This window comes from Gemmatimonadaceae bacterium, assembly GCA_016720905.1.
Classification (GTDB): domain Bacteria; phylum Gemmatimonadota; class Gemmatimonadetes; order Gemmatimonadales; family Gemmatimonadaceae; genus Gemmatimonas.
This window is the reverse complement of record JADKJT010000007.1, coordinates 218,909-235,678: the sequence shown is the minus strand read 5'-3', so window position 1 is coordinate 235,678 and position 16,770 is coordinate 218,909. Positions and strand designations below refer to the sequence as shown.

Here is a 16,770-nt window from a genome sequence, read left to right as displayed (position 1 = left end):
GTCGTTGCTGGCGAGTCCGGTGACTGGCGGACGGTGGGGCTTCACGAGCGGGGCGAGCGCGGGCAATTGCGGCCGGAGCGTAGCGATCATCGCCACGCCGACAACGGGGTGGAGCTTCGCCTTCTGGTCGGATGGCAGTGCGAATGCAAGTCGCACGCTCACCGGCCGATCTGGCGGCGCAGACACCGACGGGCCACGTTTGACGCAGAACCAGCGCTCGCCGTCGTTGCTGGCGAGTCCGGTGGACTGGCGGGACGGTGGGCTTCACGAGCGGGGGCGAGCGCGGGCAATTGCGGGTCGGAGCGTGGCGATCATCGCGACGCGCCGACGACGGGGTGGAGCTTCGCCGGCTGGTCCGATGGGAATGCGAGTGGAGTGCGAGTCGGTCACCGCCGCTCACGGCCGATCTGGCGACGCAGATGCGAGCTGCGACGGCCACGTTTGCGCAAAGCCAATGCATCGCTGGTGCTGGCCGTGAATCCCGCGTGGTGGGAGCACGGCCGTCACGAGCGGCAACCTGGCAGGCGCGTGCGGGCGCAGTGTGACCGTCGCGGCCACGCCAGCGGGTCGGCTGGAGTTTCAGCGATGGTCCGATGGGAATACGAGCGAGTCGATCGCTCACGGTGGACGTGCCGACGCAGACGCTGACCGCGACGTTCTCGCAGAATCCTTGTGTGCTAACGCTGCTAGCAAATCCAACTGTCGGCGGGACGGTGGGCTTCACGAGCGGGGCGAGCGCCGGCAATTGCGGCCGGAGCGTGGCGATCATCGCGACGCCGACGACGGGGTGGAGCTTCGCGGGCTGGTCCGATGGGAATGCGAGTGCGAGTCGGACGCTCTCGGCAAATAGTCCGACCCAAAACACCGACGGGCCATTACGTTTGCAGAATCAGTGCCGCTGTCGTTGCTGGCGAGTCCGGTGACTGGCGGGACGGTGGGCTTCACGAGCGGGGCGAGCGCGGGCAATTGCGGCCGGAGCGTAGCGATCATCGCCACGCCGACAACGGGTGGAGCTTCGCTTACCGGTCGGATGGCAATGCGAATGCAAGTCGCACGCTCACCGCCGATCTGGCGGCGCAGACACTGACGGCCACGTTTACACAGAACCAGTGCACGCTGTCGTTGCTGGCGAGTCCGGTGACTGGCGGGACGGTGGGCTTCACGAGCGGGGCGAGCGCGGGCAATTGCGGCCGAGCGTGGCGATCATCGCGACGCCGACGACGGGGTGGAGCTTCGCCGGCTGGTCCGATGGGAATGCGAGTGCGAGTCGGACGCTCTCGGCAAATAGTCCGACGCAGACACTGACGGCCACGTTTACACAGAACCAGTGCACGCTGTCGTTGCTGGCGAGTCCGGTGACTGGCGGGACGGTGGGCTTCACGAGCGGGGCGAGCGCGGGCAATTGCGGCCGGAGCGTAGCGATCATCGCCACGCCGACAACGGGGTGGAGCTTCGCCGGCTGGTCCGATGGGAATGCGAGTGCGAGTCGGACGCTCCCGGCAAGTAGTCCGACCCAAACACTGACGGCCACGTTTACACAGAATCAGTGCTCGCTGTCGTTGCTGGCGAGTCCGGTGACTGGCGGGACGGTGGGCTTCACGAGCGGGGCGAGCGCGGGCAATTGCGGCCGGAGCGTAGCGATCATCGCCACGCCGACAACGGGGTGGAGCTTCGCCGGCTGGTCGGATGGCAGTGCGAATGCAAGTCGCACGCTCACCGCCGATCTGGCGGCGCAGACACTGACGGCCACGTTTACACAGAACCAGTGCTCGCTGTCGTTGCTGGCGAGTCCGGTGACTGGCGGGACGGTGGGCTTCACGAGCGGGGCGAGCGCGGGCAATGCGGCCGGAGCGTAGCGATCATCGCCACGCCGACAACGGGGTGGAGCTTCGCTGACTGGTCGGATGGCAGTGCGAATGCAAGTCGCACGCTCACCGCCGATCTGGCGGCGCAGACACTTGACGGCCCGTTTACAGAACCAGAACCAGTGCTCGCTGTCGTTGCTGGCGAGTCCGGTGACTGGCGGACGGTGGGCTTCACGAGCGAAGCGAGCGCGGGCAATGCGGCGAGCGTGGCGATCATCGCGACGCCGACGACGGGGTGGAGCTTCGCCGGCTGGTCCGATGGGAATGCGAGTGCGAGTCGCACGCTCACGGCCGATCTGGCGACGCAGACGCTGACGGCCACGTTTGCGCAAAGCCAATGCACGTTGGTGCTGGCCGTGAATCCCGCGAATGGTGGGAGCACGGCCGTCACGAGCGGCAACCTGGCAGGCGCGTGCGGGCGCAGTGGTGGACCGTCGCGGCCACGCCAGCGGTCGGCTGGAGTTTCAGCGGATGGTCCGATGGGAATACGAGTGCGAGTCGATCGCTCACGGTGGACGTGCCGACGCAGACGCTGACCGCGATGTTGTCGCAGAATCCTTGTGTGCTAATGCTTCTAGCTAATCCAACTGTCGGCGGGACGGTGGGCATCACGAGCGGGGCGAGCGTCAACCTGCGGCCGAGCGTGGCGATCATCGCCACGCCGACGACGGGGTGGAGCTTTGCGGGCTGGTCCGATGGGAATGCGAGTGCGAGTCGGACGCTCTCGGTGGACGTGACGCAGACGCTGACCGCGACGTTTTCGCAAAGCCAATGCACATTGGTTCTCACTGCGAATCCCGCGAATGGCGGGAGCACGGCCGTCACGAGCGGCAACCTGGTAGGCGCGTGCGGGCGCAGTGTGACCGTCGCGGCCACGCCAGCGGTCAACTGGAGTTTCAGCGGATGGTCCGATGGGAACACGACTGCGAGTCGCTCGCTCACGGTGGACGTGACGCAGACGCTGACCGCGACGTTTTCGCAAAGCCAATGCACATTGGTTCTCACTGCGAATCCCGCGAATGGCGGGAGCACGGCCGTCACGACTGGAAGCCTGACTGGCGCGTGCGGGCGCAGTGTGACCATCGCGGCGACGCCATCGGTCGGCTGGAGTTTCAGCGGATGGTCCGATGGGAACACGACTGCGAGTCGCTCGCTCACGGTGGACGTGCCGACGCAGACGCTGACCGCGACGTTTGCGCAAAGCCAATGCACCTTGGTTCTCACTGCGAATCCCGCGAATGGCGGGAGCACGGCCGTCACGACTGGAAGCCTGACCGGCGCGTGCGGGCGCAGTGTCATCGTCGCGGCGACGCCGGCGGTCGGTTGGAGTTTCAGCGGATGGTCCGATGGGAACACGAGTGCGAGTCGATCAATTGCGGTGACCGATGTTAATCAGAATCTCATCGCGATCTTCTCGCAGTCTACGGCCCTTCGACTCATACTCGACGGCGCCGCCGGCCGCGTAGTCCGAGTCACGTCAGGCGCCGTGCTCTGCACCTCACCGACGGCGTCACCCAGAACACCTGCACCTTCAACCCGTCCGGCGTTGAAGTCCTCGCCGCCGAAGCAACTCCAACCTCCGGATTCACCGGCTGAGCGGTGCCTGCACCGGCCGCGGTATGCACCGTATCGGCAAGCGAAACGCAAGACATACGCGCAACCTTTGCACCGGTGCGGACGATCGACGCAAACGCGGCTGCGCGCGACCTGCTGGCCGAACTGGCCTCGCCTCTCGACAGAGAGCTGCTGGACCGCACGGGCAACGGCGACGGCGTCTACAATTTGGGTGATCTACTGGCCCACCTTGATCGCACGGGACAAGTTCTCTCCTCCGCGATATCGGCGCAGTTGCTGAGCGCCCCGTCGTCACTCAGTCAGCCAATTCAGTTGAAGAAACCACCCACCTCTCGCCGTTGACCTGGGGAAATGCCACATGACAAGATTCAGAATTCCGAGCGCACTGATCGTGGGCATCACGCTCTTGGGTGGCTGCGGTGGAGGCGGCGATGGTGGCGGACCCACGAGTGTCGAACATACCGGTTATAAGACGGAACGCCGTCTTCGCTGTGGCGGCAGCACCATCGAGTCTCGCCGCCGTCCGCCTGCGGGTCTACGGTCCCGGCATCACCAACCCGACTGTCAGAGGCAACGCGAGAATCCTCTTCCAAGGGGGGGCCCCCCCCCCCCCCCCCTTCCCCCCGCCCACCCCCCCGCCGAACCAAGGGCCCCCCCCCCCCCCCCCCCCCTCCCGACCCCCGCCAAAATCCCCCGGTCCCCCGGGGGAGGCCCCCCCCGGCGGGGCGGGCCCAATCCCGTCCGGCGGCGGGCCCCCCTAACGGGGGCGGCGCCGGACCCCGGCGCCCGCCGCGGGGGCCCCGGCAGGAACACCCGCCGCCCGCCGCCCCCCCCGGGGCCCCCCCCCCCCCCCAACCCCCCCCGGCGACGCGACAACCCCCGGGCCGCCCGGGGGAGGCGCCCCCCCCGGCCCCCCCCCCCCCCGGCCCCCCCCCCCCCCCCCCCCCCCCCCCAGGTGTTCACTCTTTCCTCACACCCCTAAAAGGGGGCAAGCTGCCCCTCCCCACCCCCCTCATACAACCCGTCAATCAACGCCTTGTACGTCTTGTCAATCACCCGCCGCTTCACCTTGAGCGTCGGCGTCAGCTCCCCGCGCTCGATGCTGAAGTCATGCTCCAGCAACGCCACCTTCTTCGGCGACTCGTAGTGCGCCAGCCCCACCAGCGACGCCTGCACTTCCTTCTCCATCTTGGCATGAATGGTGGGCATGGCCAGCAGTTCCGCGCGTGACGTCCACACAATGCCCTGGCTTCCGGCCCACTTCTCCAGCGTATCCCAGTTGGGCACCACCAGCACGCTCGGGAACTTCCGCTTGTCGCCGATCATCACCGCCTGACTCACGTACTTGTTGGTCTTGAGCAGCCCTTCAATGGGCTGCGGCGCGATGTTCTTGCCGCCGGCGGTGACGATGATGTCTTTCTTGCGGTCGGTGATCTTCAGGAACCCCGCCGACAGTTCGCCAATGTCGCCGGTGTGGAACCACCCGCCGTCATCAATGGCTTCGCGCGTGGCATCGGGGTTGTTGTAGTACCCCTTCATGATGTGCGGACCGCGCGACAGAATCTCGCCGTCTTTCGCAATGGAGATCTCCACACCAGGGATCGCCAACCCCACGGTGCCCAACCGATATTGCTCCAGTGTGTTGCAGGCAATCACCGGTGACGTCTCGGTGAGCCCGTACCCTTCGAGAATCACCAGTCCGGCACTGTAGAAAAACTTGGCGATCTCGGGTGACAAGGGCGCGCCACCGGATACAAAGAAGCGCAAGTTGCCACCGGTGCGCTCCTGCAACTTGGAGAACACCAGCTTCACCGCGACAGCATACTGCAGCCCCAGCAACCCGCCCGGCGTGCGCCCCGCCAACTTTTCGTCGGCCCACCGCTCGCCCACCCGCTTGGCCCAGAAAAAGACGTTCTTCTTGAATGCACCACCGGCCACGGCGTTCTCCACCACGCGCGCATAAATCTTTTCGTACAACCGGGGCACCGACATCATCAGCGTCGGCTTGATCTCGCTCATGTTCACCGGCACCGTGTCAATCGACTCGGCGTACGCAATGGCCACGCCGTGCGCGAACAAAAAATAGTCGCCGGTGCGCTCGAAAATATGACTCAACGGCAAGAAGCTGAGCGCGCGATCGCGCGCGTCCACCTTGAGCGTATTGCGCGTGGCAATGACGTTGCTGTACAGGTTGTCCTGGGTGAGCATCACCCCCTTGGGATTGCCCGTGGTGCCTGACGTATAAATCAGCGTGATCAGTTGATCGGGCGTCACCGCCAGCGCATTCGCCTTGAACTGCGCCGCGCGCTCGGGTGTGTCATCCTTGGCACCCATCGCTTCCAGTTCGGCCAACGTCAGGTCGCAGCCGTCTTCCTTGCCGGCACCAAAGCCGATGATGTGCGTGAGCGTCGGCACCTGCGCGCGAATGGACGCCACCTTGCGCGCCTGGTCGGGCGATGACACAAAAATCACTTTCGCGCCGGAGTCGTTCAGCAGATACGGAATCTGCTCCGCCGGCAGCGTGGGGTAGATCGGCACATCGGTGACTGACGCACACAGGCACGCGTAATCGGCAATCAACCACTCGGGCCGATTCTCCGACAGGATGCTCACCCGATCGTGCGCCACCACACCCAACTGCGCGAGCCCGTATGCAACACGGCGTACGCGCTCAAGAATGGTGGCGTGACTGATGGGCGTCCACACGCCGCGCACTTTCCACGACAGCGCATCGGGCCGCGCGAACTTCTCCACGGCGTCGAAGAACAAGCTGTTGATGGTGCCGGGAGCCGGGCGTGGTCCGCCATTCGCATAGCGCGTGGGCGAGGGCACACCGGCCAAGGTGTCGTTGAGCGCGGGGTTGGGCGTCGCGACAAAAGTCATCGCAGTCTCCTACGTAGGCGGGGCGGCCGGAGGAATGTCCACAGCCGATACCCGCAAATTGGCCGCACCGCGCGCCGGGCGCGAGTACCGCGCGCCCCTTTGTTCAGTGCAACTCAGCTGCCGCGTTTGACCGGCAGGGCAATGCGCACCGGCGACCCCTTGAGCGCCACGCCCTTGTACGTGGCCGTGGCCCGCACAATCACCGAATCGATGGCGGCCCCGGTGGGGTACTGGGCGGCGCGAATGCGCACTTTCCGGCCCGCCACCCCCGACGCGTCGGTGGTGTCGTACACCGAGGCGCGACCCAGATCGTCCACCAGATACACCGACTTGGTGGTGTCGTTGCTGGCATTGGCCGGCGACAGCACTTCAAACCGTACCGGCCAGCCGTTTACCTGCGAGGTCACACCCGGGGCATCAATGTGACGCACCACCATGGTCATCGCCGGTGACCGATTGGCGCTGGCCCCGCTGCGCCCCGTGTCGGCCAGTGTGGTGGTGAACAGCCCCAGCGCCGACTGCCCCACCCGGTCGGCCGAATCGGGGCGCGTGGTGACCACGATGATCTTGAGAATCTGCAGAGACGTTCCAATGCGCGCGCCCAATCGCGCATCGGCGGTGGACGCCCTGAGGGCGCGCACAATGCCGGTGGACGAATCAACGGCCAGCGCGCTGTCACGCGGATAATCGGCGTACAGATAGCGCACCGGCGCATCGGCAATGATGTCGCCCTGCAGGTTGCGCACAATCGCCTTGACCGGCGCCACCACCCCGTCCACGTTGCGCAGCGTGTCGCCAATGACCACCGACGGCGACGGGAGTGCGGTGAGCTCGATGGCGGTTGGCACATCGGGCTCGGAGCCAACTTGGGCGCATCCCGGCCAGTACCACCGCCAGCGCCGTCAGCAGACGCTTCACGCCAGCCGCTCCGCCAGCAACGTGGCCAGATTCACGTACGCCTGACTGGCCGCATCGGCCGGATTGCGCAACACCACCGGTTGCCCCGCGGAGAACGCATCGGCCGCGGCGTGCGTGCGCGGGATGGGCCCCTCGAACACCAGATGCCGCGGCAGATGCTCGCGCACATAATGCGTGACACGATCGGTGGCCGGATTGCCCGCCTCGTACATCGTCAGCAAAATGCCTTCCAGCGTCAACTCGTCGTTCTCGGCGATCATGTCCTGAATGGCACGCAGGATTTGCGGCGTGGTTTGCAGCGCCAGTGGTTCGCACTGCAACGGCACCACCACATGTTGACTGGCGGCCAGCACGCGACGCGTGATGGAGCCAAGTCCGGGTGGGGTATCTACCACCACGATGTGACAACGTTCCCGCGCGGTGGCCAGCAGTTCTGCCAATACGGTTGTTTCACCCACCCGTCGCTGGAACGCCGAGTGGTCGGCGGTTTCACTGACACTGCCGGCGAGGATCACGCGCAGCCAGGGCAGGGCGGTGGGCAAAATCACTTCACGCAGCGAGCGCTCGCCGCGCAGATAGTCGTCAAAGCCGGCGGTCTGATGTCCGCGGCGCAGTCCCACGCCGTAGCGCACCGCGCCCTGCGGATCGGCATCCACCAGCAGCGTCTTGAGGCCGCGCCGCGCGAAGGCGGCCGCGAGATTCACCGCCGTGGTTGTCTTCCCGACTCCGCCCTTCTGACTGACGATGGACAGCACGCGCCCCACGTCAGTCCGCTCCGCCGTCAGACGACGAGGTATCGGTGGGCATCGTGGTGTCGGGCGGCGCAAAGTCCGAATGCGCGTCGTTCGCAGCGTCCGCGCTTTCGGTCCCTTCCGTGCCCATGTGCTGGAGATCATCCAGCGTCTTTCGCGCATGCGCGCGGAACTTGGTGGCCGCCGCGTCGCTGTCACTGCTGTTGCGCAGGTACGCCTCGAGATGCAATCCGGCATGCGCGGTGTCGCCGCGCTTGAGCAGCAGGAACGCCAGCCCGTAGTGGGCACCGGCCAGGTCGGGCGACAACTGCAGCGCGCGCCGATAGGTGCGAATGGCTTCTTCGGGCTGCCGCGTTTTCGAAAACGCGATGGCGATGTTCTGCAACACGCGCAGATCGTCGGGCCGTTCGCGCAGCGCGAGCCGGTACGACGTCAGGGCGTTCGCAAAATCGCCGCGCGACTCGAGGTCGAGCGCTTCGGCCAGAAAGTCCGTGGGGCGCCCATCGCGCCCAGACGTGCCGCCCACAAGGCGGCGCCACCAAGTCATGCGCTCGCGGCGGATCGGAGTTGGTGAAGGAGAGAACGCGGGTGTGATGGCGCTAAGTTATCGGGCGGGCGCGCGCGCAACAAGTCACGACACGTTCGTCAGGTAAATGCCGCTGGCCGTGCGTCCCTCTGCGCGATACACTCTTGCACTCGCGCACTCGACACCGATTGAGGAGGAACAATGGCAGCACGCTCGAACTACGCACCGGATCCATCCAAAGGGGTGCTGCTCGTCGATTGGCCACTCTTCGGGGAACTCTCTCGCGCGCTCGCGCTCAAGGTCGCGCGGGCCTACCAGCCGGAGATGGTCGTTGGTATTGCCACGGCCGGTGTGGTGCCCGGCGCCGCGGTCGCCGCCATTCTCGACTTGCCGTTTCACTCGATATTGGTGTCGCGCCGCTATAGCGCCGAGACCATTCGGGACACCCCGGCGGTGTTCGGCGCGGCACCGGCCGACGTGCGCAACAAGCGGGTGCTGGTGGTGGACGAAACCTGCAGTTCCGGGGCGACCATTCGTCTGGCGGTGGGCGCACTGGTGAATGCCGGCGCCAAGGAAATCCGCACCGCGGTGAGCTTCAAGACGGGGTCATTCGTGCCCGACTTCCACGCCCTCGCCACGGAAAGCGCCATCGTGCTGCCGTGGGATCGGGAGATCCTGGTGGGAGACGAGTTGAGGCCGAATCCGAAATACGCGGGGATGATACCGGGGTGAGACGGGAGACTGGAGACGGGAGACGGGAGACGTCCAGCTGGCCAGGACTACAGTGGCCGGCTGGACGTCTCCATTCTCCCGTCTCCTGTCTCCCGTCTTACCTACGCGCTTTGCGCCGCCCGGTCATACGGAATCCCTCTCCCCATCGCCTCATGCACGTACCCCAGCACGTCGATGGACCCCAGCAGGAAGCGGCAGCGTTCGTCGCCCGACGCTCGGCATTGCACTTCCAGTACCGCGATGGGCGCGTTCGCCAGTCGGCCAAAGAACCCCGCGAACAAGCCTGTTGACACATGGCAACCGCCGCCATGTCCCTCGGCTTCGCCCCAGTCATCAGCGTCAACGGCAATGACCGCGTCGCTGAGTGACGTGAACTGCAGTTGACCCCAGCCGAACTCGGAGAAAAAGTCGCTGGTCAGCGACGCGAAACGGGTGTCGTCCAGCGAGTCGGGCGTGGTTTCACCCCGTTCGGCCAGCCAGGCGGTAAACGCGTCGAACAACGCCTGTCCTGCGTGATACCCGGCGTCGCGAACCGAATCGACCGTCACGGCCGACAACGGCGACTCCACCGCCTTGCGAAGCGCGGTGAAAAAGTCGACCGGGACCGCAACCGTGCGGGTGCCGATGAATGGGAGCGTGGAAGTCACAGAAGTACTCGCCTGGGTGCGCGATGGCCGTATGGAATGCGGGGTAACCCGTGGGTACGACGCTCGCTATGTAGGGCGGTCACGTCAAGGCGGGCCATCGTCGCTGTTTGTGACGGACACGACCATTCATGGCACACCCGGTCACGGCACACCCGCACGCCTGCGGAGCTCCAACTCGTCGATCACCTCAACCCCAAGCTCCACCGCCTTGTCCAGCTTGCTCCCCGCCTCTTCACCGGCCACCACAAATGTGGTCTTCTTGGACACGCTGCTGGTGACCCGGCCGCCCGCCTGTTCCACCATGGCCGTGGCCTCACCGCGGGACAGACTTGGCAACGTACCCGTAATGACCACCGTGGCCCCGGAGAGTGGTCCGTCCGCCGTCACGGCACGCGGTTCGGTGAAGTTGACGCCCCGCTCGCGCAACCGCTCCAGCAACGCGCGTGACGTGTCGTCGGCCACGTAGTCGGCCACCGATTGCGCAATGATATCGCCGATACCGCGCACGGCACCCAGTTGCTCCGGTGTGGAGGCAATCAGCGCATCCATGTGGCCGAACTGGCGCGCCAACAACTGGGCGGCCTGCGCCCCCACGTGTCGAATCCCCAGCCCGAACAGCAGTCGTGACAACGGCTGCTGCTTCGACGCGGCAATGGCCGCCACCAGGTTTTCGGCGCTCTTCTGTGCAAACCGTTCCAGTCCTGACAACTGCTCCACCGTCACATCGTACAGATCGGCGAAGTCGTGCACCAACTCCGCCTCCAACAGTTGCTGGATGCGTGCATACGACAACCCATCAATGTCCATCGCGTCTTTCGACGAGAAGTGCACCAGCCCTTCCAACTGCCGTCCCGGACAGGCGACGTTGGGGCAATACGTCGCCACGTCGTCCCCGTAGCGGTGCGTGGGGGTGTGACAGCGCGGGCAGCGCTTGGGCATGTGCCACGGCGTCTCGTTCCCGGTACGACGTTCGGGCACGGGGCCCAACACGTAGGGAATCACGTCGCCCGCGCGCACCACCTGCACACGGTCGCCGTCGCGCAGATCCTTCTTGGCAATCTGGTCGGCGTTATGCAGCGATGCATACGTCACCGTCGCCCCGCCCACGTCCACCGGTTCAAGTACCGCGAACGGCGTCAGCACACCCGTACGCCCCACGTTCACGTCGATGCGAATCAAGGTGGTTTCCGCCATGTCGGGCGCGAACTTGCGGGCAATCGCCCAGCGCGGCGTGCGGTCGTTACGTACACCCAATTCGTCCTGCAATGCCATGTCGTTCACCTTCACCACGCCACCGTCAATCGCAAATCCCAACTCGGCGCGCGTCACATGTTCAATAGTGTGCGCCCACGCTTCGACCTCCTGAATGGTGGCACACTGCTGGCGGTGCGGCGCCACCGGAATGCCCCATTCGGCCAGCTGATCCAGCAGCGCCCACTGCGAGCGCACGGGCGCGCCGCCATCGGGTAACACGGCCGCGTAGCCGAAGAAATGCAACGGACGTTGTGCCGTGATGGAGGCATCAAGCTGACGCAGCGATCCGGCGGCCGCGTTGCGCGGATTGACGAACACCGGTTCACCGGCCGCCACCCGCGCCTCGTTCATCTTCTCGAAGCCCGCAAACGGCAGGTACAACTCGCCGCGAATTTCCATGAGGGGCGGATGGTCCGTGCCACGCAGCCGCAGCGGAATGGCCTTCACGGTGCGGATGTTGACCGTGACATCCTCGCCATTGGTGCCGTCACCGCGGGTGGCCCCCGTCACCAGCACGCCGTTGGCGTACGTCAGTGCAATGGCCGCTCCGTCAATCTTGAGCTCGACGGTGTAGCCCTGCTTGTGGACATCGTCGCCCACCACCCGGACGATCGCTTGCTCAAACGCCTCCAGTTCCGCGTCGTCCATCGCGTTGTCCAGCGACAGCATGCGCACCAAGTGCCGGTGTGAGGAAAAGCCTGACTGCAATGGCGCGCCGATGCGCTGCGTCGGCGAATCTGACGTGCGCAGGTCTGGATGGGCGGTCTCCAGCGTCTGCAATTCACGGAACAAACGATCGTATTCGGTGTCCGATAGCGTGGGACGATCAAGTACGTAATATTCGTATTGGGCGCGGCCGAGTTGCTCACGCAGTTCGGCGGCCCGCTTCACGGCAGAGGAAGGCGCGGCGGTCATGCGCACAAACTTACTGCCAACTTCTTTGATGGGAGGGCATATGTTCGGGACCAAATATGACAATGGCGGTCGGGCGCAGGGTTTTGGCCTTGGCCTGCTGATCGGCGCATTGGTTGGCGCCGGCGCCGCACTGCTGTTGGCTCCGGCCAGCGGCGACGACACCCGCAAACGGCTGCGTCGCGAAGCGCGCCGAGCCTACCTGCGGGGCAGCGATGTCCTGGAGGACGCCATGGATAACGGCGAACGGGCCGCACGACGCATGGCGCAACGGGGAGTGGAACGGGGGCGCGAAGTGCTCGGCAAGTTGTAGTCGGTTAAGACGGGAGAATGGAGACGACGGGAGACATCCAGCGCCCAGGGATGTCTCCCGTCTTCCATTCTGCCGTCTCCCGTCTTATTTCAGCGCCGCCAGCTCCCGCTCCGCATCCCTCTTATACATGTCGTCGTTGGCGTCCACCAGCGGCAGCGCAATGGCTGACGCGTACGCCGCACGGGCGTCGGCCTTTCGGTTCGTGTCGCGATACACGCGCGCCAGGTCAAGCCGATGCACCAGTCGATTGGGCTCCACCGTGACTGACTGCTCCATGTAGCGCGTGGCTTCGGCCCAGCTGGCCGTGTCGAAGATCTTTCCGCCAAGAAACGTCTTGGCCACCATCCGCGTGAAGCCGTTCAGTCGCATGATCTCAGCGTTCCACACGCCCATCACGTGCAATGCGCCTGGATGATGTGGGGCAATTTCCAGCGCTCGCAGTGCCTCGGCGCGCACTTCGATCCCGTATTTCACGCGCTCGCGCGGGCCCACCGACAGCGCGGTCCGACCGATCGCGCGTGACAGGTGAAAGTGTCCCTCGGCATCGTTCGGATTCACCGCAATGGCCCGTTTCGCGTAGTCAACGGCCAGCGCATATCGACGCGTGCGCGTGTCGGCGTTCGCTTCCACTTCGCCCAGATCGACCAGTTCCCGCGACGCCTTCCAGAGTGCCATGTAGTGTCGCGGATCGGCCTGCAGCGCCCGTTCGTAGTAGGGAAGTGCCTTGGCAGAGTGCCGCGCCGCACTTTCCCGGTCACCCGCGTCGATGAGTTCGGCGGTTGTTTGCGCCCGGAGCGTACAGGCACCGATCAGCAGCGCCAGTGCACCGTGCGCCAGAGTTCGCATCAGCATGGAAATTGAACCAGGGGGTTGTGGCGAGGCGTGTCGAACGGGCGCGCCGAAGAACGTGCGCGCCGCCGTGGCGCGTGGTAGGTTGGCAGCATCATGCATATACTATGCTCGCACGCACGCTGATCGAACGGAAGCGCGATGGAGGGCGAATTGCCCCCCTCGAATGGCGCCGCCTCATGCAGGACTACGCCGACGGCGTGGTGCCGGACTATCAGATGTCCGCGTTGGCCATGGCGATCTACTTTCAGGGCCTCGACCGCGACGAGACGGGCGCACTCACCGACGCCATGTTGCACAGTGGTGCGGCACTCGACCTGACACACCTCGCCGTCCCGCGCGTTGACAAACACTCGACGGGCGGAGTTGGCGACAAAGTGTCGTTGGTGCTGGCACCGCTGGTTGCCTCGCTGGGCGTAGCCGTGCCGATGATGTCGGGTCGGGGATTGGGACACACCGGTGGTACGCTCGACAAGCTCGAATCGATCCCTGGGTTTCGAACCGACCTGTCGCTGGCCGAGGCCACGCGTTTACTGGAGCGACTCGGCTGTGCGCTGATTGGACAGACGCGCGAGATCGCGCCGGCCGATCGCCGCTTGTACGCGCTGCGTGACGCCACGGCCACCGTGGAGAGCATTCCGCTCATCAGTGCGAGCATCATGTCGAAGAAGCTGGCCGAGGGGCTGACCGGGCTTGTGTTGGACGTGAAGCGGGGGTCGGGGGCATTCCTGCCAGAACTCGAACGCGGCCTCACCCTGGCTAACACCATGATCGATCTCGGCGCCGATCATGGATGCCCTGTGATCGCCCTGCTGACCGCGATGGATCGCCCGTTGGGCCGCGCCTGCGGGAATGCGTTGGAAGTGGAGGAGTCGATCATGGCGTTGCGCGGCGAGGGGCCGCCCGACCTGATGAAGCTCACCTATGCACTGGGTGCGGAGATGTTGTTGCTGGGCGGCGCGGCCATCGACCGTGATGACGCGAGGCGCCGCATGGAAGTGGCCATTTCCAGTGGCAAGGCGGCCCGCAAGTTCCAGGAGATCATCGAGGCGCAGGGTGGCGATCCACGGGTGGTGGACGATCCGGGTCTGCTGCCGCAGGCGGCCGAGGTTGAGCTGTTCCTGGCACCGCGCGATGGCGTGGTAGCCCAGGTTGAGCCGCGGGTCATCGGGCGCGGCATCACGCAGCTGGGTGGTGGTCGGACCAAAGTGGAAGACGTGGTCGATCCCAGCGTGGGCTTCGTGATTACGGCCCGACCGGGCGATATTGTCCGCGCCGGTGAGCCGCTGGGCAGCGTCTTTGCCCGAGACGCGGCGGGCATGGCCCAAGGGCTTGCGGTGTTGGGCGAGGCCATCCGCATTGCTGACGAGGCCGAGCCACCGCTGCCGCTCATCTCCCATCGGGTGACCGAGGCCGGGGTGGAGCTCTGGCAGGAGTAGGGGTGGTCCCCAGGCATCAGGTACTCCCATCGGTCGCGATGGCCGAATATCTTGAACGCTCATTCCGGCCTACCTGTCACCGACCCGAGTTGCCGCCGATGCTCGCACCCAAGACCGCCCGCCTGTTCAGCCTCCTGGCTTTCGCCATGGTGGTGCCGTTGTTGGGCCTGTATGCGTTGCTGATGAAGGTCTCCAGCCCCGGCCCAGACGGTGGCATGGACCCCACAAGCTCGATGATCTGCTACTTCGCCTTCACGTTCCTGTTTGGCGCATTGATCATCGTCGCGGTGGATTTCGCGCGGCAGATGTCGCGGGAAGCGAAAGGGGAGAGGCAGACGCCGTAAGGGAGTACTTAGTACTTAGTACCGAGTACTGAGTACTTGGTACTTGGTACTTAGTAGGGAATCGTTGCGGCTCGGGTGTTGTTGGGCTATGCGACCATTATTCCGAAATCTCCGCAGGTGGCTGTTGCCTTGCGTGGTGTGCGCCACGGCCTGTTCCGGCGCTGCGGATTTATCCACGCCGACGTCTGCAGTCACGCCGAATACCGATCCTGTGGCCGTGGTCGCACCGGTCACTACGCAAACAGCCACGGCCGGTGTGGCGTACAGTTTTGACCCGACGCGCAACAACACGACGTTCAGTGATCCGCGAAATACGGGTCTCACGTACTCGGTGAGTTTCGCGCCAAGCACCAGCGGACTGTCCTATTCGTCGGGACGCATTGTGGGGACGCCGGTGGCGCCCGGCGCGATCACGGTGACCGTCACCGCGACCGATGCCAGCGGACGGGGCACCACGCTCACGTTCACGATTGTGGTGCAGAGCGCCGCGCCGATCGTGTTGGCATCGGTCAATACGGCGCAGGGCGCCACGGTGGGTCAGTCGTTCACGTACGATGCCACCAAGAGCGGCACCGCATTCATCAGCGGTAGCGGCGTCACCATGTCGTACGCGGTGTCCTTTGCGCCGTCGTCAAGCGGTCTCAGTGCAAGTCAGGGACTGATCACCGGCATCCCGACGCAGCCGGGCATCGTGACCGTCACCGTTGTGGCGACGGACGCGAGCGGCAATGTGGCGTCCAACGCGTTCCCCATCGTGATGTTCAGCGGCGATCTCGTGGCGCCCGTGCTGCCGCTCACTTCGTTCAACTATTCCGACGCCACCGCGCCGCTGCCGGTGCACTACACCGCGCCCGGCGGCCCGGGTGGCACCGTAATCGCCACCGACAACACGCCGGTCACCAACCTCACCACCAACGCCGGTGCGACGCTGGGGCGCGTGCTGTTCTACGACCGACGCGTATCCGCCAACGATCGGGTGTCGTGCGCGTCGTGTCATCAGCAGCAATTCGCCTTCAGCGATACGGCGCGGCTGAGTCGCGGATTCGCCGGCGGACTCACCGGACGGCACAGCATGGGACTGGCCAATGCGCGATTCTATCAGCGCGGCCGGTTCTTCTGGGATGAACGCGCCGCCACGCTGGAGGCGCAGGTGTTGCAGCCCATTCAGGATGGCACCGAGATGGGCATGACGCTCACCAATCTCGTCACCAAGCTGTCGGTGTCGTCGTACTACCCGGCACTCTTCCAGGCCGCGTTCGGCAGCACCGAGATCACGTCCGATCGCGTGTCACGCGCGCTGGCGCAGTTCGTGCGCTCGATAGTGTCGGGCACGTCGAAATTTGATCAGGCGTTCAACGGCGGTGCCGTGGCGAACTTCGCCGCCGTGTTCACGCCGGACGAACTGGCGGGGCAGGCCATCTTCAACGGACAAGGCGGGTGCGCCCGCTGTCATGGCACCGCCGCTTTTGTAAGTGACGACATTCACAATACGGGACTGGACGCGACCATAACCGATGCCGGCGCCGGTGGCGGCGGTTCAAGGCCCCTTCGCTCAAGAACATCGCCGTGCGCCCGCCGTACATGCACGACGGGCGCTTCACCTCGCTGGAGCAGGTGGTGGATTTCTACAACACCGGCGTCCAGAACAATCCGAATCTGGACAATCGCCTGCGCGGCCCGGGCGGCCTGCCCCAGCGCCTCAACCTGACCACCACGCAACGCAATCAGCTGGTGGCGTTTTTGGGGACGCTGACGGAGGGG

15 protein-coding genes are annotated in these 16,770 nt (G+C 65.4%); 8 read left to right on the top strand and 7 right to left on the bottom strand.

The window, feature by feature from the left end; all coding sequences use genetic code 11:
- Positions 1-1,109: 1,109 nt before the first annotated feature.
- The 3 genes from IPP90_08560 (at position 1,110) to IPP90_08550 (ending at position 3,782) form a co-directional block, all read left to right on the top strand.
- Positions 1,110-1,856, top strand: a complete 747-nt coding sequence (locus tag IPP90_08560; GenBank protein ID MBL0170766.1) for a hypothetical protein — start codon at positions 1,110-1,112, stop codon at positions 1,854-1,856.
- A 131-nt stretch (positions 1,857-1,987) separates the two neighbouring features.
- Positions 1,988-2,401, top strand: a complete 414-nt coding sequence (locus IPP90_08555) for a hypothetical protein (protein ID MBL0170765.1) — start codon at positions 1,988-1,990, stop codon at positions 2,399-2,401.
- A gap of 1,135 nt (positions 2,402-3,536) precedes the next feature.
- Complete coding sequence (locus IPP90_08550; protein ID MBL0170764.1) at positions 3,537-3,782, top strand: hypothetical protein; 246 nt, start codon at positions 3,537-3,539, stop codon at positions 3,780-3,782.
- A gap of 636 nt (positions 3,783-4,418) precedes the next feature.
- Here IPP90_08550 and IPP90_08545 read toward each other — a convergent pair.
- The 4 genes from IPP90_08545 to IPP90_08530 form a co-directional block, all read right to left on the bottom strand.
- Positions 4,419-6,323 (bottom strand): long-chain fatty acid--CoA ligase, encoded by a 1,905-nt coding sequence (locus IPP90_08545; protein MBL0170763.1) that lies wholly within the window; start codon positions 6,321-6,323, stop codon positions 4,419-4,421.
- 113 nt (positions 6,324-6,436) lie between these two features.
- A complete protein-coding gene (locus IPP90_08540; GenBank protein MBL0170762.1) occupies positions 6,437-7,171 on the bottom strand; it encodes a hypothetical protein in 735 nt (244 codons plus the stop codon).
- A 66-nt stretch (positions 7,172-7,237) separates the two neighbouring features.
- Positions 7,238-8,005 (bottom strand): ParA family protein, encoded by a 768-nt coding sequence (locus IPP90_08535; GenBank protein ID MBL0170761.1) that lies wholly within the window; start codon positions 8,003-8,005, stop codon positions 7,238-7,240.
- Position 8,006: 1 nt separating this feature from the next.
- Positions 8,007-8,540 (bottom strand): tetratricopeptide repeat protein, encoded by a 534-nt coding sequence (locus tag IPP90_08530; GenBank protein MBL0170760.1) that lies wholly within the window; start codon positions 8,538-8,540, stop codon positions 8,007-8,009.
- Positions 8,541-8,720: 180 nt separating this feature from the next.
- On the opposite strand from IPP90_08530, the gene IPP90_08525 reads away from it, so the two are divergent.
- Positions 8,721-9,251 carry a phosphoribosyltransferase gene (locus IPP90_08525; GenBank protein ID MBL0170759.1) on the top strand — a complete coding sequence of 177 codons (531 nt, stop codon included), beginning with the start codon at positions 8,721-8,723 and terminating at the stop codon, positions 9,249-9,251.
- 101 nt (positions 9,252-9,352) lie between these two features.
- On the opposite strand, the gene IPP90_08520 is transcribed toward IPP90_08525, so the two are convergent.
- Positions 9,353-9,898: a hypothetical protein gene (locus tag IPP90_08520; protein MBL0170758.1), complete on the bottom strand. Its 546-nt coding sequence runs from the start codon at positions 9,896-9,898 to the stop codon at positions 9,353-9,355.
- A gap of 141 nt (positions 9,899-10,039) precedes the next feature.
- Positions 10,040-12,067, bottom strand: coding sequence for an NAD-dependent DNA ligase LigA (ligA, locus tag IPP90_08515; GenBank protein MBL0170757.1), 2,028 nt, complete (start codon positions 12,065-12,067; stop codon positions 10,040-10,042).
- 40 nt (positions 12,068-12,107) lie between these two features.
- Here ligA and IPP90_08510 point away from each other — a divergent pair, with 40 nt between their 5' ends.
- Positions 12,108-12,377: a YtxH domain-containing protein gene (locus IPP90_08510; GenBank protein ID MBL0170756.1), complete on the top strand. Its 270-nt coding sequence runs from the start codon at positions 12,108-12,110 to the stop codon at positions 12,375-12,377.
- 84 nt (positions 12,378-12,461) lie between these two features.
- Here the strand turns inward: IPP90_08510 and IPP90_08505 are convergent, their stop codons facing one another.
- Positions 12,462-13,229, bottom strand: coding sequence for a hypothetical protein (locus IPP90_08505; GenBank protein MBL0170755.1), 768 nt, complete (start codon positions 13,227-13,229; stop codon positions 12,462-12,464).
- Positions 13,230-13,333: 104 nt separating this feature from the next.
- Between IPP90_08505 and IPP90_08500 the strand changes: the two genes are divergently transcribed.
- From IPP90_08500 to IPP90_08490, 3 genes are all read left to right on the top strand, one after another.
- Positions 13,334-14,665, top strand: a complete 1,332-nt coding sequence (locus IPP90_08500; GenBank protein ID MBL0170754.1) for a thymidine phosphorylase — start codon at positions 13,334-13,336, stop codon at positions 14,663-14,665.
- A gap of 98 nt (positions 14,666-14,763) precedes the next feature.
- On the top strand, positions 14,764-15,009 hold the full coding sequence (locus IPP90_08495) for a hypothetical protein (protein ID MBL0170753.1): 246 nt from the start codon (positions 14,764-14,766) through the stop codon (positions 15,007-15,009).
- Positions 15,010-15,226: 217 nt separating this feature from the next.
- Positions 15,227-16,717: a hypothetical protein gene (locus IPP90_08490; protein ID MBL0170752.1), complete on the top strand. Its 1,491-nt coding sequence runs from the start codon at positions 15,227-15,229 to the stop codon at positions 16,715-16,717.
- Positions 16,718-16,770 lie beyond the last annotated feature (53 nt).

Excerpts from the sequence above, each read along its gene's own strand:
- IPP90_08495 (MBL0170753.1), top strand. The coding sequence starts at position 14,764 with ATGCTCGCACCCAAGACCGCCCGCCTGTTCAGCCTCCTGGCTTTCGCC.
- IPP90_08510 (MBL0170756.1), top strand. The coding sequence starts at position 12,108 with ATGTTCGGGACCAAATATGACAATGGCGGTCGGGCGCAGGGTTTTGGC.
- IPP90_08525 (MBL0170759.1), top strand. The coding sequence starts at position 8,721 with ATGGCAGCACGCTCGAACTACGCACCGGATCCATCCAAAGGGGTGCTG.
- IPP90_08505 (MBL0170755.1), bottom strand. The coding sequence starts at position 13,229 with ATGCTGATGCGAACTCTGGCGCACGGTGCACTGGCGCTGCTGATCGGT.
- IPP90_08545 (MBL0170763.1), bottom strand. The coding sequence starts at position 6,323 with ATGACTTTTGTCGCGACGCCCAACCCCGCGCTCAACGACACCTTGGCC.
- IPP90_08500 (MBL0170754.1), top strand. The coding sequence starts at position 13,334 with ATGCTCGCACGCACGCTGATCGAACGGAAGCGCGATGGAGGGCGAATT.
- IPP90_08530 (MBL0170760.1), bottom strand. The coding sequence starts at position 8,540 with ATGACTTGGTGGCGCCGCCTTGTGGGCGGCACGTCTGGGCGCGATGGG.
- ligA (MBL0170757.1), bottom strand. The coding sequence starts at position 12,067 with ATGACCGCCGCGCCTTCCTCTGCCGTGAAGCGGGCCGCCGAACTGCGT.